This window comes from Leifsonia sp. EB34 (genome assembly GCF_041260585.1).
Taxonomy (GTDB): domain Bacteria; phylum Actinomycetota; class Actinomycetes; order Actinomycetales; family Microbacteriaceae; genus Leifsonia.
Genome location: NZ_JBGCCV010000001.1, coordinates 1,011,549 through 1,030,540, shown reverse-complemented (window position 1 = coordinate 1,030,540; position 18,992 = coordinate 1,011,549). Strand labels below are relative to the sequence as shown.

Below are 18,992 nucleotides of genomic sequence, written 5' to 3'. Positions count from 1 at the left end.
ACTACCGAACGCCGCCGGGCCGGACCTCGATGACCGTCTTGCCCCTGCGCCGCCCGCTCGGGTTGAGCGCGGCGATCGCGTCGTCCAGGGCCGCGACCTCGCCGATGTTCGTGCGCAGGCGGCCGTCGCGCACGCGCTGGACGATCTCCACCAGCTGGGTGGGGATCGACTCGACCACGAAGTCGATCGACCGGCCGTCCGTCGGGCGCACCCCGGCCAGCCCGGTGACCGTGACCAGGGTCCCGCCCGGGCGGATCAGGCGCGCGGACCGTTCCTGGATTTCGCCGCCGATGACGTCGAACACGAGGTCGACCGCCCCGACGTCCTCCAGGCTGTCGGCGGCGAGGTCGACGAATTCGTGCGCGCCGAAGTCGAGGGCCTTCTCCCGGTCGGCGGCCCGGCCCGTGCCGATGACGTGGGCGCCGGCCTCCCGGGCGAGCTGGGTGACCATCGTGCCGACCGCCCCGGCCGCGCCGTGTGCGAGGACCGTCTGCCCGGACGCGAGCCGGCCGTGGTCGAACAGGCCCTGCCAGGCGGTGAGGCCCGAGATGGGAAGGCTGGCGCCGACCGTGAAGTCGACGTCGCCGGGCAGCGGCGCGAGGTTGCGGGACTCGACGGCGACGAACTCGGCCAGGGTGCCGTCGCGGTGCCAGTCCGTGATGCCGAACACCCGCTGCCCGAGGGTGAGGCCGGTCGTGCCGTAGCCGAGCGCGATGACCACGCCGGCCAGTTCGTGCCCGAGGACGGACGGCGACCGGTCCCGGCCGGCGCGATCGGTCCACGTCGACGTCCAGCCCACCTCGGTTGAGACGTATCCGGACGCGTGGACCTCGACGATCACGTCGTTGATCGCGGGAGTCGGGTCGGGCAGATCCACCAGCCGGATGCCTGCTGTGCCGCGGGACTTGTCGTCGACGACGATCGCCTTCATGGGACCACCTTCCCTCGCCCGTCATGCTAGGTCCGCGCGGGCCGACCGGGGGAGCCCTCCAGACGGCTCAGGTGGCGGCGCCTCATTCGGGCGCTCGCAGGGCCTCCGACGGGGAGAGCCTGGACGCCCGGATCGCCGGGTAGACGCCGGCGATCGCACCGGTGAGCAGCGACGCGGCCAGCGCGCCCGCGAGCGCGTCGGGCGGGATCACCACGGTCTCGCCCTGCGCCGACGCGAGCAGAGCCGTCGCAGCCGCCCCGAGGAGCGCCCCGGCGAGACCGCCGGCCGCCGCGAGCAGGAGCGCCTCCGTGAGGAACTGCCCGGCGATGTGCCGACCGCGTGCGCCGAGGGCTCGCCGCAGCCCGATCTCCGAGCGGCGCTCGATCACCGAGACGATCATGACGTTGGCGATGCTGATGCCGCCGACGAGGAGCGCGACACCGGCCAGCGCGAGGAAGAGGCCGACGAACGCGTTCCGCGCCGCGATGCGCGCCGTCAGGATGTCGGACGGCTGGCGCACCTCGATCGCCTCGGGTTGACGGGGGGAGACGGTGAAGGGGAGGACGCCGGCGACGGCGGGCACCTGGTCGGGGTCGGCGCGCAGGTAGATGCGGGTGGGGGCGCCGTCGAAGCCGAGGATCCGTTCGGCGATCGGGACGGAGACGAGGGCCGCGTCGTCGATCTCCGGCGCGACGGTCGAGGCGGCGAGGACGCCGGCCACCGGCCACAGCCGGCCGTCGATGAGGACGGTCGTGGACGGGTCGATCCGGTCGATCCCGAGGTTGCGTGCGGCGCTGGATCCGAGCACCACTTCGGGGTAGGTCGCGGCGACCCGGTCGAGGTACCGTCCCAGGAGCGGCCTGGTCCCCATCACCTGCAGCAGCGTCGGCTCGGCGGCGAGCACGGAGATGCCGCCGGTCTGCAACGCGGGGATGGCGGCGCTTCGGCGCACGGTGACTCCGGGAACCGTGCCGACCGCCGTCACCGTCTCGACGGGCGGGATCGCCCGCACCATCGTCTCCGCGGTGCGGGGGAGCTCGGTCGCGTCGCCGCTGAAGGTCTGACCGGCGGCGACCGTGAGGAGGTTGCCTTCCCGCCCCAACTGCTCCAGCAGCGCCGATTGCGCCGAGGCGGCCAGCCCGGTGACGCAGACCAGCGATGCCACCGCGATGGCGATGCCGGTCACCGAGAGCGCGCTCCGCAGCCGGCGCGCGGCCAGGCCACCCCACCCTGCCGCCACGGCGTCCCGCACCCGAAGGGTGGAACGCGGCTCGGCCCCGTCCCGTCTCATCGCGGGGCGCCCGTGTCGGAGACGATTCTGCCGTCCACGACCGCGACCGTGCGTGCCAGGCCCGCGGCCACCCTCGGGTCGTGCGTGACCACGACGACGGCGGTCTCCTCGTCGGCGAGCGAGACCAGCAACTCCATCACGGCTCGGCCGTTCACGGAGTCGAGGTTGCCGGTCGGCTCGTCGGCCAGCACCAGGCGCGGAGACCCCGAGACCGCCCGCGCGATCGCGACCCGCTGCCGTTCGCCTCCAGACAGGTGAGTCACGCGCTCGTCCACGCGAGGGCCGAGCCCGACACGTTCCAGGGCGACTCGCGCGGTGGCGCGTCGCTCGGCCGCCGGCCGGCCGCGGTAGAGCAGGCCGGTGGCGACGTTCTCGAGCACGGTGAGGTGCTCGATCAGGTGGAACCGCTGGAAGACGAACCCGATCCCGAACGCGCGCAGCGCGGCGATCTCGCCGTCGGCGAGCGCGGAGAGGTCGTGACCGGCGAAGTGCACGCTTCCCGTGGTGGGGCGTTCCAGGCCGCCGAGGATGCTCAGGAGTGTCGTCTTCCCGGAGCCCGACGGCCCCACGACGGCCACCGTCTCCCCGGCGTCGATCCTGAGCGTCGCGTCGGCGAGGGCGGTGAAGGGCACGGGCGAGCGATAGACCATCCCGGCCCGGTCGAGGGCGACGAGTGTCATGGGGACGGGACCACCACCTCGTCGCCGGCGTGCAGTGCGGACGAGGTCACCTGCACCAGCGTGTCCGCGAAGAGTCCGGGCGTGACGCCGACCAGGGTCCGCGTCGCCCCGTGCCGGACGTAGACGCCGTAGCCGCCTCCCTGCAGCGCGACCAGGGCCGTGATCGGCACGGCGAGCGCGTCGTGCACGGTGCGGTCGGTGACGTCGATCGTGACCGGCGCCTGGTCGAGCCCGGCGGCCGCGGCGGGATAGTCGAGGACGACGGTCGCGGGCACGGTCGGCGGTCCGTTCTGCTGCCCGGAGCCTGACCCCGACCCCTCGGGACTCGTCGCCACAGCCGACACCGCCGTCACATGCGCCGTGACGTGGGCTCCCGCCGGGAGGGTGACCGTGACGGCGTCGCCGACATGGACCAGCGAAGTCTGGGTCACCGGCACGTCCGCGCTGACCAGCACCTGCGTCGAACCCACCGAGAGGGCCGGCTGGCCGTCGCCGACGCGGGAGCCCGGCTGCGCTGCGACGCCGAGGATCCGGAGCGGGGAGCTCTCGAACACGATCAGGGAACGGGGTACGTCGCCGGTCGCCGGCAATCCGAGCGACCGTTGCCAGCGCTGCACCGCGGTCGCGGTCGTGTCGGTGTAGACGCCGTCGACCGTGAGGTCCAGTCCGGTCGCGAAGCCGAGGGCGACCAGATCCTGTTCGAGCTGGGTCACGTCCGGCCCCGGCGGGACGCCGACGCTCAGGTCGCGCCAGGCCGGGACGGTCCCCGCGAGGAGGAGGACGGGCCGGTCGTCGACGGCGAACAGGGCCGCCCCCTGGGCGACGGTCGAGCCGACCGGCGCGGTCGCCGTCACCGTGCCGGAGACCGGACTGAACACCGTGCGAGCCGCCCCATGCCCGAGCGTCCCGGAGAGCTGCGTGGTGCTGGACAGCGTCGTGCTGATCACCGTGGCGGAACTCGTCGGCACCGCCGGGGGAGCGGAGGGCGCGGTGCGGCCGGATGCCCACGCCGCTCCGCCCGCGCCGGCGGCGACGATCGCGACGACGGCCAGCGCGATCCAGAGTGCGCGCCTTCTCTCAGTCCTTGGCAAGGCTCGTCAGCTCCGAGGCGCGGATCTCCGCATCCAGTAGTGTCCGGCAGGCGTGGAAGGCGCGCTGAACCGCGGGGTCGGCTTTGCCGAGGGCGCCGCGGTTCGGCAGGTCCTGAGCGCTCAGGCCGAAGCCGTGGCCCGGCGTGTAGGTGCTGCGGCTGGTCGGATCGTGCATGTCCGGCATCCCGTTCTGGCGCAGGCACTGCGCGGAGCGCACTCCGGCAGCGACCAGAGCGGGCGGGGCGGGCGGCTCATCGCTCGGGCTGAAGCCGGCTGCCGCGGCCAGCGAACCGCAGGCGTGCTCCAGGTCCGACAGCGCCCCGCGGCTGAGGTTGTCGAGGCTGCGCCGGTCGGAGTACACGTGGCCCTCCGCGTCCAGCACCGGCTCGCTGTAGGTGGGGGCGCCGTGCGAGCGGATGCACTCGGCCACCGCGTGGATCGCGGCGACCCGGTCCGTCCCGGAGCCGGACGTGGCCCGGACCGTCGCCAGCACCGGCACCGTCGGGCCGGCGCTGGAGGTGCAGCCGCCGAGCATGAGAGCGAGGGCCACGGCTCCGACGGCGAGAGCGGCGAGGGCGGGAGCGGGGCTGCGTGTCATCGGGAGCCTCCTGGTCGAACGCGTCCGGACGGTCCGGAACGCTCGTCTCCGTTCTAGACGGAGGCCGGTGACAGCATCCGAACGCAGCGTGTTATCGCCGTGTCACACCCGTCCGGCGACAATGTGGTCATGCGTGTACTCGTGGTGGAGGACCACCGCCAACTGGCGGACCTGATCGTGGAGGGCCTGGCCGACGCCGGCCTCGCGGCGGACGCTGTCTACGACGGCGCCCGCGCCTTGGAGCAGTCCGACGAGACCGACTACGACGTCGTCGTGCTCGACCGCGACCTGCCGGGGGTGCACGGAGACCGGGTCTGCCGGGAGCTGGCCAGCCGCGACAGCGCGGTGCGGATCATCATGCTCACCGCCGCCGCCGATGTGTCGGACCGCGTGGACGGGCTGGAGCTCGGCGCCGACGACTACCTCGGCAAACCCTTCGCCTTCGAGGAGCTCGTCGCGCGCGTGCGCGCCCTCGGCAGGCGCGAGGCGTCGAAGGCCGCGGTCGTCCGCCGCGGGGACCTCGTGATCGATCGCCCTCGCGCGCGCTGCTCCCGCGCCGGCCGGCCGCTGGCCCTCACCCGCAAGGAGTTCGGGGTGCTGGAGGCCCTGGCCGCCGCCGATAGCGCGGTGGTGAGCGCCGAGGAACTGCTGGAGCACGTGTGGGACGTCAACGCCGACCCGTTCAGCAACACGGTCGCCGTGACGATCGCCCGGCTGCGCAAGAAGCTCGGCGAGCCGCCCCTGATCGAGACCGTCGTCGGGGTCGGGTACCGGCTATGAGCAGGTTCGCCCTGACAGCCAGGGTGCGGCTGGCGCTGCTGTTCTCCGGCCTGTTCGCGGTCGCCGGGTTCGTCCTCGTCGGGCTCACCTACCTGCTCGTCGCGTCGAACGTGAAAGCGACCGACATCAGCACCCCCGCGGACAGTCAGCGGTTCCTCAAGACGTGTGCCGGCCTCGGCGCGAACGGCGCGCCGGTCGACCCGACCCTCAAGATGAAGTGCGGCTCGCTGCTCTCCCACTCGACCGCCGCCGCCGCAGCGGCCCAGCGGGCGGAGATGCTGCAGACGCTCGCGGTGGACGCGCTCCTCGTCCTGGCCGTGCTGACCGTGGCCGCCGGATTCGCCGGCTGGGTGATCGCCGGACGCATCCTGCGGCCGGTGCGCCGCATCACGGAAGCCGCCCGCGCGGCCGGCGAGGGGGACCTCACCGCGCGCCTCGCCCTCGGCGGACCCCGCGACGAGATCCGGGAGCTCGCCGACACCTTCGACACCATGCTGGACAAGCTGGAGGCCGCGTTCACCGCCCAGCGCCGCTTCATCGCGAACGCGAGCCACGAACTGCGCACCCCGCTCACGGTCATCCGGACGCGCGTGGACGTGGCTCTCGCCAAGCACGGCGCGTCGACCGCCGACCTCGAGCGGATGGGGCGGGACGTGCGGGCCGAGACCGAGCGTGCGGGCGACCTCGTCGAAGCGCTCCTCACCCTCTCCCGCACCGACGCCGCCTCGCATCGGCAGGAGCCGGTCCGGCTCGCGGACCTCGCGCGCCGGGTCCTCGAGCGGACCGACGCCCCCGGCATCCGCAGCTCCCTCACGGGCGGTCCCGGCGACGTCATCGGCGACCCTGACCTGCTGGAACGGCTGATCGGCAACCTCATCGACAACGCCGTCCGCTACAACGTGCCGGGCGGTGTCGTGGAGGTCGCGATCGAGGAGGACCACGACCGCGTCGACCTCCGGGTCCGGAACACCGGTCCCGTGATCCCGCCGGAGGAGGTCGCCCGGCTGCTGGAGCCGTTCACCCGGCTCAACGACCGGACGGGCGACGGCTTCGGGCTGGGCCTGAGCATCGTGGCCGCGATCGCCCGGGCGCACGACGCGACCCTCCACGTGCTCGCGCCGCCCTTCGGCGGCCTCGACGTGGTGGTCGGGTTCGAGCGGCCGGGGGACGGCGCCGCCGCCTCGGACGCCGGCGAGGCCGAGGCAGGGAAGAGCCTGGAGCGGGTCTGACCCGCGGTCGGCGCGCGCCTTAGCCGCCCAGCGCCGCCAGAAGTCCCGCGTAGTCGTCGCCGCACGCCGCGCAGCGCTTCAGGTGAAGCGCGACGCCCGGGTAGCGCGCCGCGGCGTCCCGGCCGGACAGCACGAGCTCGGCGAAGACGTGCATGAGCGACATCGTCTCCGCGCAGCCGGCGTCGCGTGCGTCGGTGCCCAGGAAGTCCCCGATCCGGGATCGTGCGCTCATGTCACCTCCTCGCCCTCGTCGTCCAGATAGTGATTAGTGACAAGGTAGCGCCGCAACTTCCGTCTCGCGTCGAAGAGGACTTTGTAGAGCGCCCCGCGGGAGGTCTTGCGCGCCACCGCGAGCGCCTCGAGCGGGACGCCCTCCACCACGACGGCGAGCAGCACCTCGCGCTGTTTGCGGGTGAGCACCGTGTCGATCGCGTGCCGGAGTGCCGCGAGCAGGTCGGCGGCCATCCCCGCCTCCTCCGGTGAGAGGCCGAGCCGGTCGGGGAGGCGGTCCCAGCCGACCGCGTCGAGGGAGAGCGTCCGGCGCTGCCAGTAGTGCCGGCCGATCTTGGTCGAGACCTCGAAGATCGCGAACGTGTACGCCCAGGTCGTGAACCGGCTCTCGCCGCGGAACTCGTGCAGGCGGCGCAGGACGCCGATCACCGCGTCGGCAGCCGCCTGGTGGGCGATGTCGTCGAGCTCCGGACCGGCGAACGGCAGCGAGACGGAGCGGCGGCGGACCTCCCCGCGGGCGACGCGGAGCAGCAGCTCGTAGAGCCGGGCCTCGGCGGAGCGCTGGGCGGCGCCCTCGGCGGTGAGCGCGCGCCGCCACTCGTCGGTCTCGGCGCGGTCGGTGTCCGAGGGGCGCCAGCGCTCCGAGTCCGCGTCGACACCCATGGCTCGATGGTAGGGCCTCGCGAGAAAAGTTCCGGCGAGCAGGTAAGCATCCGGGGCCGTACGACACTCACCCCTCGAGCGCGCGGTACACGCGGCTCGGCCAGGGCGCCCCGGGCGCCGAACGGATGGATCGAAGGAGAATCATGAGAACGCCACTTCGTCTCGCCCTCGCGTCGGCGGTCGCCGTCGCCGCGACGGCCCTCTTCGCGGGGCCCGCCCTCGCCGCGCCGCCGGCCTCCGGCCCCGCCTCCGAAGACACCGCAACCCACGGCTCGGCGGTGTTCGTCCAGACCGACGGGCTCGCGGGCAACGCCGTGGTCGCCTACGACCGCGCGGCGGACGGCACACTGCACCAGGCCGGGACATACCCGACCGGCGGCCTCGGCGGCGCGCTGGACGGCGCGGTCGTGGACCACCTCGCGTCCCAGGGCTCGCTCGTGCTCGACCGCGGCCTCCTGTACGCGGTCAACGCCGGCAGCAACACGGTGACCGTCTTCGCCGTGCACGGCGACCAGCTCAGCCGGCGCGAGGTGATCGGTTCCGGCGGCAGCTTCCCGGTCAGCGTGACCGCGCACGGCGGCCTGGTCTACGTGCTGAACGCGCGCGCCGGGGGAGCGGTGCAGGGCTTCGTCCGCGTGGCCGAGTTCCTCATCCGCATCCCGGTCTGGAACCGGCCGCTCGGGCTCGACCCGACGCTCGCGCCGGAGTTCACGCACACCCCGGGGCAGGTCGCGTTCACACCGGACGGGTCGCAGGTCGTCGTCACCACAAAGGGCAACGGCAGCGCCATCGACGTGTTCGGCGTCAACCGCCTGGGCGGTCTCTCCGCGCATCCGGTGACGAACGTCGAGCCCGGCGCCGTGCCGTTCGCGGTGTCGTTCGACGCGGGAGGCCACCTGGTCGTGGCCGAGGCGGGCACCAACGCCGTCGCCACCTTCGCCATCGCGCCGAGCGGGATCGTCACCCCGATCGCGACCGCCGCGACGGGTCAGGCGGCGACGTGCTGGATCGCGCGCGACGGCTCGGCGTTCTACGCCTCGAACGCCGGAAGCGGCTCGCTCTCCGGCTACCTGGACGCGGGTGCGGGCGGCCTGACGGCGCTCGGGAACACCCCGACCGGCCCGGGGACGGTCGACGCCACCGTGACGTCCGACGGCGGGTACCTCTATGTCCAGACGGGCAAGGACGGGTCGGTCGACGGGTACCGCGTGGGCGCAGGCGGCAGCCTGACGAGCGTCGGGTCCGTGCTCGTCCCTGGCGCCGCGGGTGGAGAGGGGATCGCTGCGGAGTGACGCGGCGTTCCTCGCTGGCGTCGCTGCTGTCCTGGCTAGACCCGCGGCAGCAGCGGCGCCAGCATCTCCACCACGAGCTGGGCGGAGGTGTTGAAGCGGTCGGTCGGGTCGTGTTCGAGCTCGCTGACCTGGAGGCCGATCACCCGTTCGCCGGCGAGGGTGCGGGCCGTCGCCACCACGCTGTCGATGGTCAGGCCGTTGTCGACCTGGTAGTCGGTGAGGACGATGCCGGGCTGCAGGACGTCGGCGGAGAAGTGCACGAACACCTCGCGTCCCGCGATCGTCGCCGCCAGCTCCTCCTGCATCCGCGGGCCGTTCGGGATGTTGCGGACCGGCGAGTTGGCGATGATGTGCCGCTCGGCCTGGTCGAGGTCGCGGGCGCCGACCAGCACGACGTTCGAGAGGGCGACCTCCCCGCCGTGACCGGAATTCCACAGTCCGGTCGCTGCGCCGAGGGCCATCCCGCTCAGGTCGCCGGTGCGGGTGGTCGCGGGGGTGTGCAGGCACGGGTGGGCGCCCATCCACACGATCGCGGCGTCCGGGTGGGCGCGCGCGACGGCCGGGAGGGTGGCGAGCGCGGCCGCGTTCCTGGTGAGGCAGAAGGCGCTGAAGGCGGCGGTCCGCAGGGCGTGCTCGGTCGTGTCGGCCAGCGCGTCCAGCTCGGCCATGGCCTGGTGGAGGGCGGCGCGCCAGCCGAGGCTCTGCCCCTGCGAAGCGCCTTCGCCGATGACGCCGACCTTCGCCTCGATCCGCCGGCCCAGCGCCTTCGCGAGCTCGATGGTGGCCCGGCGGGCGCGGTCGTTGTGGCCGGACACGCCGTCCACGAACGCGGTGACGGTCGGTGGGGCGGTGTTCGCCTGGGCGGACTCGCGCGGCGCCTGTGCAAGAGGGTAGGCCGAATCCTCGTCGACCACGGTGCTCATTTTTCCAGACGCCCTTCGGGTAAGCGTTTGAGTGCGGTGAGGACACGATAGCAACATTTAGTTGCTGACGAGCAAGCACATCTGGACCGAGTCGGAAAATTCTTCTCGGCGGTCGAGCGGAGGGGTGGCCTAACGGTGGGACGACGCGAGACGGCGCGATGCCGCCCGGTCGCGGGCGGCGGTCTCACCCGTCGCGGGAGCCGGTCCGCTCGACGACCGCACCGTCAGGTGGGTCGGCAGCGTCGAGCTCCGCCTCATCTCCCGCTCGTCGTGGGCGTTCAGCCGGCTGATCAGGATGTCGACGGCCGTGCGGCCGGCGCGCTCGGTGGGCTGGGTGAGGGTCGTCAGCGGCGGGTTGCAGAAGTCCGCGCCGAAGATGTCGTCGCAGCCGACCACGCTCATGTCCTGCGGCACCCGGACGCCGCGCTCGCGCAGGCGCCCCAGCATCCCGATCGCGATCAGGTCGTTGAAGGCGATGCAGGCGGTGACTCCGGCCGCGATGGCCGCGTCGGCGGCCGCGGCGCCGGGGTCGTAGCTGGGGAGGAACGGACCGAGCCGCCGCACCGAGATCCCGTGGCCGGCCGCGGCGCGGGCGAGCGTGCGCCAGCGGGTCTCGTTGGCCCACGAGGTGTCAGGCCCGGCCAGGTAGGCGATGTCGCGGTGGCCCAGGGAGACCAGGTGGGTCAGCGCCTGCTGGAAACCGGTCGGCGTGTCGATGAAGACGTGGGGGACGCCGCGGGTCTGGCGGTTGATGGCGATCAACGGCATCTCCTCCGACAGCGCCGTCAGGCGACGGTCCGTCAGCCGCGAGGCGGCCAGGATGGCGCCGTCGAACGAACTGCGGAGCTTGCGGAGGATGTCGTCCTCCAGCTCGTCCGACTCCTCCGTGTCCACGAGGATCTGCTGGTAACCCGCGGCCTTGAGCTGGTGCTGCGTGCCGCGGACGATCCCGAAATAGAACGGGTTGGTCACGTCCGACACCAGCACGGCGATCGCGCGCGGGCGACCGGCGGGCAGCGGCCGGACGCGGGAACGCGACAGGTAGCCGAGCTCCGCGGCGGCGCGTTCGATGCGCTCCCGGGTCGCGTCGTTGACGCGGCGCGGCTCCGAGAGGGCGCGCGAGACCGTCGACGTCGCGACGCCGCTCAGGGCGGCGATGTCCGCGAGCGTCGGGGTGCGACGCCGGCCGGGGGAGTCCATGGCGACCACGACAACACGCATGGCAAACCGATAGCAATTCCATGCAACGAAATTGCATGCGGAAGCGCACAGAATCCGGTGCGCAGATGCTCGCGTGCGATCCGGGGCCGCACACGGCGGGCGTCAGCCTCCTGCGACCGGCCCCGTCGACCCGCGGATCACCAAGTGCGTCGGCAGCACGACGCCGGAGCGCGTGACCGGACTCCCGGCCCGGAGCTGGCCGAGCAGCATGTCCGTCGCCATCCGGCCCGCCTGCTCGATCGGGGAGGACAGCGTGGTCAGCGGCGGGTTGCAGAAGTCCGCGCCGAAGATGTCGTCGCAGCCCACGACGCTGAGCTGCCCCGGCACGTCGATGCCGCGTTCGCGCAGCCGCATCAGCACGCCGATCGCCAGCAGGTCGTTGAAGGCGATCGCGGCCGTCGCTCCGGAGTTGACCAGGGCGTCGGCGGCCGCCGCGCCCGAGCTCTTGCTCGGATGGTGCGGGCCGTGCCGGCGGACGCTCATGCCGAGCGCCTTCCCGGTCTCCTGCAACAGCTCCCAGCGGTGGCTGTCCGACCACGACGCGGTCGGCCCGGCGAGGTACACGATGTCGCGGTGACCCAGTGAGTACAGGTGCTCGGCCGCCTGCTGGACGCCGTTCGGGGTGTCGATCAGCACCGAAGGCACACCTGGGCTGTCCCGGTTGATGATCACGAGCGGGAACCGCTCCGCGGCCGCCACGAGCTGGTCGTCCGAGAGGCGCGTGGCCGCGAGGATGAAGCCGGCTGCCGAGTGCCCGAAGGTCTCCAGGTAGCCGGACTCGAAGTCCGTGACCTCCTCGGTGTCGACCAGGAGGAGCGTGAAGCCCGCGGCGCGGAGCTGCTGCTGCGTGCTGCGGATCAGGCCGAAGAAGAACGGGTTCGTGATGTCCGGGATGAGCAGCGCGACGGCGCGCGAGTCCGACTGCGGGTCGGGGGAGGCCGGGGCGGTGTAGCCCAGCTGGTTGGCCGCGGCCTCGATGCGGTGCCGGGTGCGCGGGCTGACCCGCTCCGGCTGCGAGAGCGCGCGGGACACGGTGGAGGTCGCGACGCCGCTGAGGGCGGCGATGTCCGCGAGGGTCGGCGCGCGTCTGCTGCGCGCGCCGGCGTCGGAAGCCGTCATCCCCACACTCCCCCCGCGGCGTCTCTGGCCGCATCGATTCTGGCCGTCTCGATTCTGGCCGTCCGTGCCACGGTTGGCAACTTTTGCATTTCTTGCCTTCGCTTGCGCAACGAGATTAGCGTCAACGCCGTCCTCCTGGCTCGCACCGCCGGAGATTCCGAATGAACTCAATGAGGAGCAACGTGAAGAAATCGACAATCCGCTTGCTGGGGGCAGCCGCCGCCATCTCGGTCGCCGCTCTCGGCCTCACCGCCTGCGGTGGCAGCGGAAGCAGCAGCCCGTCGACCGGCTCGGCCGTCGACGGCAAGGGCAAGACCCTCGACGTCCTGGTCGGGGCCAACGCGCAGCACGCGGACGCCCTCCGCGCGTGGCAGGACAAGATCGCCGCCGCGCTCAAGAAGCAGACCGGCGCCGACATCAAGTTCGAGACGTTCGCCTCCGCGAATGACGAGCTCACCAAGATCCAGACCTCGGTCGTCTCCGGCCAGGGCCCCGATGTCTACACGATCGGCACCACCTTCACGCCGACCGCGTACTCGACCGGCGCCTTCGTCAAGCTCGACAGCGCGATGTGGGACAAGGTCGGCGGCAAGAGCCGCTTCGTCCCCGCGACCCTCGGCATCTCCGGCCCGGACGCGAAGGACCAGATCGGCATCCCGTTCGCCAGCCGCCCCTACGTGCTGGCGTACAACACCGACCTGTTCAAGGCCGCCGGCCTGACCAAGCCGGCCTCCACCTGGGACGGCCTCCTGGCGCAGGCCAAGAAGCTGACCGGCAACGGCGTCTACGGCTTCGCGACCGGCTACGCCGACGGCTACACGCCGTGGAAGTACGCCTGGACGTTCGCCAACGACTACGGCACCCCGCTCGTCTCCGGCAAGAAGGCGAACCTCGACAGCCCGGCGGTGAAGAAGGGCCTGGAGGCCTACTTCGGCTGGCTGACCAAGGACAAGGTCGTCAACCCGGCCGCCGCCGGCTGGAAGGACACCGACGCGTCGGCGAACTTCGCCGCGGGCAAGTCGGCCATGATGCTGATGACCACCGCCTCCGCGGCCAACACGTTCGACGCGTCGCCGGTCAAGGGCCACTACGCCTTCGCCGTCATGCCGACCGTCCCGCCGGGGGAGAGCACCGCGCCCGCCAAGTCGATCCCGTCGACCTCGATCATCTCGGGCGACAACCTGGTGATCGCGTCGTACTCCAAGAACCAGGACCTCGCGGCCGCCTACGTCAAGCTGGTCACGAGCGAGGACTTCCAGCTCTACTACCACCAGAACTTCGGCGACCTCCCCACCAACGCGGCCGCAGCGGCGAAGATCGAGTCGAACGACAAGACGCTGGCCCCGATCCTCGACTCCGGAGCGCACTCGAAGAGCACGCCGTTCACCGGCGCGTGGGGCGACATCCAGCTCGCGCTGACCAACGTCGTCGTGCAGGCGCGGCCGCAGCTCGCGGGTTCCGGCGTCTCCGACAGCTGGCTCCAGTCCGCGCTCGCCAAGGCGCAGCAGGACGCGCAGTCCTCCCTCGATCGGGCATCGGCCGGCAAATGACGCTCGCAGTGAGGAAAGCGACGGCGCCCGCCCGACGGAGGTCCCTCACGAAGCAGGGGAGGCCGCTGTGGATGCTCGCACCCGGCGGCCTCCTGATCGGCCTGATCATCGTCATCCCGCTGGTGCTCGGCGTCTACATCGCCCTGCTCGAGCTGGACCAGTACACGATCCGGTCGTGGATCTCCGCCCCGTTCGTCGGGTTGCAGAACATCATCGAGGCGTTCACCAAGACCGACCTCCTGCACGCGTTCGGCAACACGGTGGAGTTCGCGGTCATCTCGACCCTCATCTCGGTCCCGATCGGCGTCTTCGCAGCCCTCGCGACGCAGAACCGGTACCGCGGCCGCGGCCTGGTGCGCTCGCTGTTCCTGATCCCGTACATCCTCCCGGCGTTCGTAGTCGGAACGTTCTGGCGCACCATGCTGCAGCCCGACGGCATCGTCAACAAGGCGCTCGAGGGCGCGGGCATGCCGGCGGTGCAGTGGCTGAACGGCCCGACCAGCTTCTGGGTGCTGATCATGGTGGAGGTGTGGTCAGCATGGCCGTTCATCTATCTGATGGCGCTCTCCGGCCTCCAGTCGGTCGACCACGAGGTCCACGAAGCGTCCGCCCTCGACGGCGCGCTCTGGTGGGCGAAGCTGCGCTACGTGATCTTCCCGTACCTGCGCGGACCGGTCGCCCTGGCCTGCCTGATCGCCACGCTGCACCACATGAACAACTTCTCGCTGGCGTTCCTGCTGTTCGGCGTCCCCGCGCCGTTCGACGTGCAGGTGCTGCCCACGCTCGTGTACAGCATGAGCTTCACGAGCCTGCGGTTCGGGATGGGCGCCGCGATGGCGCTGATCTCGCTGCTGCTCATCGCCATCCCGCTGTTCTTCTACCTGCGCGCGGTCAGACTCGACACGGGCGCCGATTCCGGAGGCCGACGATGACCGTCCCCGCACCCGACGTCGATAGCCAGAAGATCGAGAGCCCGTCGCTCCTCGACGCCGTCCCGTCCCTCGCCGCCGCCGCGCCCACGTCGCGGAAGACCAAGGCCAAGCCGGAGCGCCGCACCGCCGAGGTGACGCGCCTGCTGCCGACGCCGGTCCTCCTGATCGGCACCGGCGTCATCCTCGCGGCCATTGCGGTACCCCTCCTCTATATCGTGTTCGCGTCGATGAACTCCGACGTGGAGGTCGCGCGCGGCGCGTACTTCCCGACCCAGTTCACGCTCGCGAACTACACGAAGATCTGGGACACCCTCCCGCTGGCGAACGGCCTGTTCAACAGCATCACCATCGCCGGAGCGGTCGCCGTCGTGGCCTCCGCACTCGGCATCGTCACCGCCTACGTGCTCGTGCGCTTCGAGTTCCTCGGCCGGCTGACGATCCTCCGCGGGCTGATCGGCCTGCAGAGCGTGCCGGGCACGCTGCTGCTCCTGCCGGTCTTCGTGGTGTTCGCCTCGGCGGGCAACTACCTCGGGATCACGGTCATCGGCACGAGCTGGGGGCTGTTCCTGGCCTACCTGACCTTCGCGCTGCCGTTCGCGACGTGGGTGCTCGTCACCTACCTCCGCGGGCTGCCGCGCGAGTTGGAGGAGGCCGCCCGCATCGACGGCGCCTCCTCGGTCGGGGTGCTGGTGCGGATCATCGTGCCGCTGAGCTGGCCCGGGCTCGTCGTCTCCGGCGTCTTCTCGTTCCTGCTCGGCTGGAACGACGTCCTCTTCGCGTCGGTGCTCACCCGCCCCGACACCCAGACCGCCGCGGTGGTGCTGCAGATCTTCGGCGCCTCCGCGGAAGGCGGGTCCCTTCCCCTTTACGGACAGATGATGGCGGCCTCGCTGGTCTGCGCGGTCCCCGTCGTCGTGCTCTACCTCGTCTTCCAGCGGTTCCTCGTCGGAGGTCTCACCGCCGGAAGCGTCAAGTAACCGATTCGCTACGAAACACAAGGGATATGAACGTGTCACAGTCGCAATGGACCCTCTCCGGCTTCGGAGACGAGATCAGCCCGGACCCCGAGGTCCAGATCGCCGTGCTGCAGGCGCTCGGCGCCAAGCACATCGAGGTGCGCAGCGCGTGGGGGACCAACATCGTGGACCTCACCGAGCCGGAGCTCGACCGCCTCGCGGCGACCCTGCGCGAGCACGGGATGGGCGTCTCGGCCATCGCGTCGCCGATCGGCAAGGTCGACGTCTCGGAGCCGGTGTCGTACGAGGTCGAGCGTCTGGCCCGCGCCATCCACGCCGCCGAGGTGCTCGGTGCCCGCTACATCCGGATCTTCTCGTTCTACCGCTCGGAGGACCAGACGCCGGAGGACATCCGCGACGCGGTCATGGAGCGCATGACGGCCCTGGCCGAGCTCGCCGCCGCGAGCGGCGTCATCCTGCTGCACGAGAACGAGAAGGAGATCTACGGCGACACCCCGGAGCGCGTTCTCGACATCATCGAGACCGTAGGCTCGGCGGCGCTCCGCGTGGCCTGGGACTCGGCCAACTTCGTGCAGGTCGGGGTCAAGCCGTTCACGAGCGCGTACGCGGCGCTCCGCCCGCACCTGGAGTACTTCCAGGTCAAGGACGCCCGCTCGGCCGACGGGGCGGTCATGCCCGCCGGCGAGGGCGACGGCGAACTCCACGAGACCATCGCCGCGCTGCGGGAGGACGGCTTCGAGGGCTTCTTCTCCCTCGAGCCGCACCTGGCGAACGCCCACCACCTGGGCGGCTTCAGCGGACCGTTCGCGTTCGGCGTCGCCGGGCGCGCCTTCGGCCGGGTGCTCGACGCGGCGGGGGTGACGGCCCAGTGACCGCCGAAAACACAGTGAATACGGAGAACGCGCCCGTCGAGCGCCTCCGCGTCGCCGTCGTCGGCTGCGGCGTGATCGGCGCCCAGCACGCCGAGGTCGTCGTGAACACGGACGACCTGGAGCTCGTCGCTCTGGTCGACGTCGTGGAGTCCAAGGCGCAGAGCCTCGCGGACAAGGTCGAGACCGTGCTGGGCGCGGCGCGCCCGGAGGTCTACACCTCCCTCGCCGACGCGCTCGGCGCCGCCGACCTCGACCTCGTCGCCGTCTGCACGCCGAGCGGCGCGCACGCCGCCGTGGCCGTCGCCGCCCTCGACGCCGGCACGCACGTGATCATCGAGAAGCCGATCGACGTCAGCCTGACCAACGCGCGCCTCGTGCAGGACGCGGCGGACGCCGCCCGCGAGCGCGGCCAGGTCACCTCGATCATCAGTCAGCACCGCTTCGACGCGGGCAGCGTCGCGGTCTCGCGCGCCATCGAGGCCGGCCGGCTCGGCACGATCACCTCGGGCAGCGCCGCCGTCTCCTGGTGGCGCTCGCAGGACTACTACGACTCCGGCGAGTGGCGCGGCACCTGGGACCTCGACGGCGGCGGCGCCGTGATGAACCAGGGCGTCCACAGCGTCGACCTGCTGCTCTGGTTCCTCGGCAAGCCGGTGGAGGTCTACGCCCAGACCGCCCTCCTCGCCCACGAGAACATGGAGGTCGAGGACACGGCCGTCGCGACGGTGCGCTTCGAGTCGGGGGCGCTCGCGGTCGTCCACGCGACCACCGCGGCCTACCCCGGCCTCTCCGCGCGCCTCCAGGTGCACGGTTCGGCGGGCTCGGCCATCATCGACAACGACCGGCTGCTCTACTTCTACGCCGCGGACGCCGACCCGGAGGCCGCCGACAACAACTACGGCATCGGGGGAACCCGCAACCAGGCCGCGCACGAGGTGGGCTCGGCCGAGGCGAGCGAGAACACCCGGGGCTCGGACGACCTGCAGACCGCGCACGCGAAGCAGTACCTGGACGTCCTCCACAGCATCCGCACCGGCGCCGACCCGGTCGTCGGCGTGCAGGAGGCGACGACCGCGCTGGCCGTGGTCCGTGCGCTGTACGTCTCGACGACGCTGGGCAAGCCCATCCGGATCGCCGACGTGCTCGCCGGTGACGAGTACGACGAGGTCGTGCTCGTCACCGGCGGAACGGCCGTGCTGCGGTGACCCAGGCCCTCGACCCGGACCGCCTGCTGCCGTCGGATCCGGAGACCCGCTCGATCGCCCGCGACCTGTTCGCGTCGGTCGAGCGGTTGCCGATCATCTCGCCGCACGGGCACGTGGACCCGGCGCTCCTGGTCGAGGACCGGGCGTTCCCGGACCCCGCCGACCTGCTGGTGCGCTACGACCACTACGTGACGCGGCTGCTGCACGCGGACGGCGTCCCGCTCGGAGAGCTCGGCATCCCGGGCGCCGGCGGGGCGCCGGTCGCCCCGGCACGCGAGGTGTGGCGGGCGCTCTGCAGCCGCTGGCACCTGTTCGCCGGCACGGCCTCCGGGTACTGGCTGCGCAGCGAGCTGGCCGAGCTGTTCGGGATCGCCGAGGAGCCGAGTGCGGCGAACGCCGACGAGCTGTTCGACCGCGTCCAGGCCATCCTCGCCACCGACGGGTTCCGCCCGCGCGCGCTGTTCGAGCGGTTCGGGATCGAGGTGCTCGCCACGACGGACGACCCCATGGACGACCTCGCCCACCACGAGACGCTCGCGGCGGACCCGGCCTTCCCAGGGCGCGTGGTCCCGACCTTCCGGCCGGACGCCTACCTCAACCCGCACGCGCCCGGATTCGCGGGCCGGGTCGAGCGGCTCGCGTCGTGGAACGGCTCCGCGCCGTCCAGCTTCGCCGGCTACCTCGACGCGCTCGCCGGACGCCGGCGCTTCTTCGTCGATCACGGCGCGGTGTCCGCCGACCACGGCGTCCTCCAGCCGCTGACGGTCGACCTGGAGGCCGCGGAGGCGGCTGCGCTGTTCGAGCGCGCGCTGCGCGGCGACCTCAGCCCGGCCGAGGCGGCGGTCTTCCAGGGCCACATGCTGCTGCAGATGGCCCGGATGAGCGTGGAGGACGGGATGGTCATGACCGTTCACCCCGGCGTCTTCCGCAACCACCACACCGCGACCTTCGCCGGGTTCGGACCGGACACCGGGCACGACATCCCCGTCGCGACGCGGTACACGGAGGGGCTGCGGCCGCTGCTGGAGAAGTACGGCGACGACCCGGACTTCCACCTCGTGCTGTTCACGGTGGACGAGTCGACCGCTTCCCGCGAGCTGGCGCCGCTCGCCGGCTTCTACCCGAGCGTGTACATCGGCGCCCCGTGGTGGTTCCTCGACGCGCCGGACGCCGTGCTGCGGTTCCGCGCGGCGACGACGGAGACGGCCGGCTTCTACCGCGGGTCCGGCTTCATCGACGACACCCGCGCGTTCCTCTCCATCCCGGCGCGGCACGACATGTCGCGCCGGCTGGACGCGGCGTTCCTCGGCCGGCTGGTGCGCGAGGGCCGCGTCGAGCGCGCGGCCGCCGAGCGCATCATCGTGGACCTGGTGACGACGATCCCACGACGGGTGTTCAAGCTGTGAG

The 18,992-nt window shown here is 72.1% G+C and carries 19 protein-coding genes; 9 read left to right on the top strand and 10 right to left on the bottom strand.

Features of this window, described 5'->3' with window-relative positions; all coding sequences use genetic code 11:
* Position 1 precedes the first annotated feature (1 nt).
* The 5 genes from ABIA36_RS04840 to ABIA36_RS04820 all read right to left on the bottom strand — a co-directional run bounded on the left by ABIA36_RS04840 (position 2) and on the right by ABIA36_RS04820 (position 4,591).
* Positions 2-931 carry an NADP-dependent oxidoreductase gene (locus tag ABIA36_RS04840; protein ID WP_369961139.1) on the bottom strand — a complete coding sequence of 310 codons (930 nt, stop codon included), beginning with the start codon at positions 929-931 and terminating at the stop codon, positions 2-4.
* 82 nt (positions 932-1,013) lie between these two features.
* Positions 1,014-2,183 (bottom strand): ABC transporter permease, encoded by a 1,170-nt coding sequence (locus tag ABIA36_RS04835; RefSeq protein ID WP_369961138.1) that lies wholly within the window; start codon positions 2,181-2,183, stop codon positions 1,014-1,016.
* A 35-nt stretch (positions 2,184-2,218) separates the two neighbouring features.
* A complete protein-coding gene (locus tag ABIA36_RS04830; RefSeq protein ID WP_369961137.1) occupies positions 2,219-2,902 on the bottom strand; it encodes an ABC transporter ATP-binding protein in 684 nt (227 codons plus the stop codon).
* Positions 2,899-3,993, bottom strand: coding sequence for a peptidoglycan-binding protein (locus tag ABIA36_RS04825; RefSeq protein ID WP_369961136.1), 1,095 nt, complete (start codon positions 3,991-3,993; stop codon positions 2,899-2,901). The genes ABIA36_RS04830 and ABIA36_RS04825 overlap by 4 nt, the downstream gene beginning before the upstream one ends.
* Positions 3,980-4,591 carry a hypothetical protein gene (locus ABIA36_RS04820; protein ID WP_369961135.1) on the bottom strand — a complete coding sequence of 204 codons (612 nt, stop codon included), beginning with the start codon at positions 4,589-4,591 and terminating at the stop codon, positions 3,980-3,982. The genes ABIA36_RS04825 and ABIA36_RS04820 overlap by 14 nt, the downstream gene beginning before the upstream one ends.
* 129 nt (positions 4,592-4,720) lie before the next feature.
* Between ABIA36_RS04820 and ABIA36_RS04815 the strand changes: the two genes are divergently transcribed.
* Both ABIA36_RS04815 and ABIA36_RS04810 read left to right on the top strand, forming a co-directional pair.
* Positions 4,721-5,371, top strand: a complete 651-nt coding sequence (locus ABIA36_RS04815; RefSeq protein ID WP_369961134.1) for a response regulator transcription factor — start codon at positions 4,721-4,723, stop codon at positions 5,369-5,371.
* Positions 5,368-6,600: a sensor histidine kinase gene (locus ABIA36_RS04810; RefSeq protein WP_369961133.1), complete on the top strand. Its 1,233-nt coding sequence runs from the start codon at positions 5,368-5,370 to the stop codon at positions 6,598-6,600. Before ABIA36_RS04815 ends, ABIA36_RS04810 begins: the two co-directional genes overlap by 4 nt.
* Before the next feature lie 19 nt (positions 6,601-6,619).
* Here ABIA36_RS04810 and ABIA36_RS04805 read toward each other — a convergent pair whose 3' ends face one another.
* On the bottom strand, positions 6,620-6,832 hold the full coding sequence (locus tag ABIA36_RS04805; RefSeq protein ID WP_369961132.1) for a hypothetical protein: 213 nt from the start codon (positions 6,830-6,832) through the stop codon (positions 6,620-6,622).
* Positions 6,829-7,494, bottom strand: a complete 666-nt coding sequence (locus ABIA36_RS04800) for a sigma-70 family RNA polymerase sigma factor (RefSeq protein WP_369961131.1) — start codon at positions 7,492-7,494, stop codon at positions 6,829-6,831. Before ABIA36_RS04800 ends, ABIA36_RS04805 begins: the two co-directional genes overlap by 4 nt.
* 143 nt (positions 7,495-7,637) lie before the next feature.
* On the opposite strand from ABIA36_RS04800, the gene ABIA36_RS04795 reads away from it, so the two are divergent.
* Positions 7,638-8,786 (top strand): lactonase family protein, encoded by a 1,149-nt coding sequence (locus ABIA36_RS04795; RefSeq protein WP_369961130.1) that lies wholly within the window; start codon positions 7,638-7,640, stop codon positions 8,784-8,786.
* Positions 8,787-8,821: 35 nt separating this feature from the next.
* Here the strand turns inward: ABIA36_RS04795 and ABIA36_RS04790 are convergent, their stop codons facing one another.
* The 3 genes from ABIA36_RS04790 to ABIA36_RS04780 all read right to left on the bottom strand — a co-directional run bounded on the left by ABIA36_RS04790 (position 8,822) and on the right by ABIA36_RS04780 (position 12,049).
* Positions 8,822-9,700 (bottom strand): arginase family protein, encoded by an 879-nt coding sequence (locus ABIA36_RS04790; RefSeq protein WP_369961129.1) that lies wholly within the window; start codon positions 9,698-9,700, stop codon positions 8,822-8,824.
* A 138-nt stretch (positions 9,701-9,838) separates the two neighbouring features.
* Positions 9,839-10,930, bottom strand: a complete 1,092-nt coding sequence (locus ABIA36_RS04785) for a LacI family DNA-binding transcriptional regulator (RefSeq protein WP_369961128.1) — start codon at positions 10,928-10,930, stop codon at positions 9,839-9,841.
* A gap of 102 nt (positions 10,931-11,032) precedes the next feature.
* Positions 11,033-12,049 (bottom strand): LacI family DNA-binding transcriptional regulator, encoded by a 1,017-nt coding sequence (locus tag ABIA36_RS04780; protein WP_369961126.1) that lies wholly within the window; start codon positions 12,047-12,049, stop codon positions 11,033-11,035.
* Between the two features lie 170 nt (positions 12,050-12,219).
* Between ABIA36_RS04780 and ABIA36_RS04775 the strand changes: the two genes are divergently transcribed.
* From ABIA36_RS04775 to uxaC, 6 genes are read left to right on the top strand one after another with little or no spacing between them, the layout of a single operon-like run.
* Positions 12,220-13,599 (top strand): ABC transporter substrate-binding protein, encoded by a 1,380-nt coding sequence (locus tag ABIA36_RS04775; RefSeq protein ID WP_369961125.1) that lies wholly within the window; start codon positions 12,220-12,222, stop codon positions 13,597-13,599.
* Positions 13,596-14,531: a carbohydrate ABC transporter permease gene (locus tag ABIA36_RS04770; protein ID WP_369961124.1), complete on the top strand. Its 936-nt coding sequence runs from the start codon at positions 13,596-13,598 to the stop codon at positions 14,529-14,531. Before ABIA36_RS04775 ends, ABIA36_RS04770 begins: the two co-directional genes overlap by 4 nt.
* Positions 14,528-15,508, top strand: a complete 981-nt coding sequence (locus ABIA36_RS04765) for a carbohydrate ABC transporter permease (protein ID WP_369961123.1) — start codon at positions 14,528-14,530, stop codon at positions 15,506-15,508. The genes ABIA36_RS04770 and ABIA36_RS04765 overlap by 4 nt, the downstream gene beginning before the upstream one ends.
* A gap of 26 nt (positions 15,509-15,534) precedes the next feature.
* Positions 15,535-16,380: a sugar phosphate isomerase/epimerase family protein gene (locus tag ABIA36_RS04760; protein ID WP_369961122.1), complete on the top strand. Its 846-nt coding sequence runs from the start codon at positions 15,535-15,537 to the stop codon at positions 16,378-16,380.
* Between the two features lie 14 nt (positions 16,381-16,394).
* Positions 16,395-17,585 (top strand): Gfo/Idh/MocA family protein, encoded by a 1,191-nt coding sequence (locus ABIA36_RS04755; protein ID WP_369961121.1) that lies wholly within the window; start codon positions 16,395-16,397, stop codon positions 17,583-17,585.
* Entirely contained in the window at positions 17,582-18,991 is a 1,410-nt protein-coding gene (gene uxaC / locus ABIA36_RS04750) for a glucuronate isomerase (RefSeq protein ID WP_369961120.1), read from the top strand. The genes ABIA36_RS04755 and uxaC overlap by 4 nt, the downstream gene beginning before the upstream one ends.
* Position 18,992 lies beyond the last annotated feature (1 nt).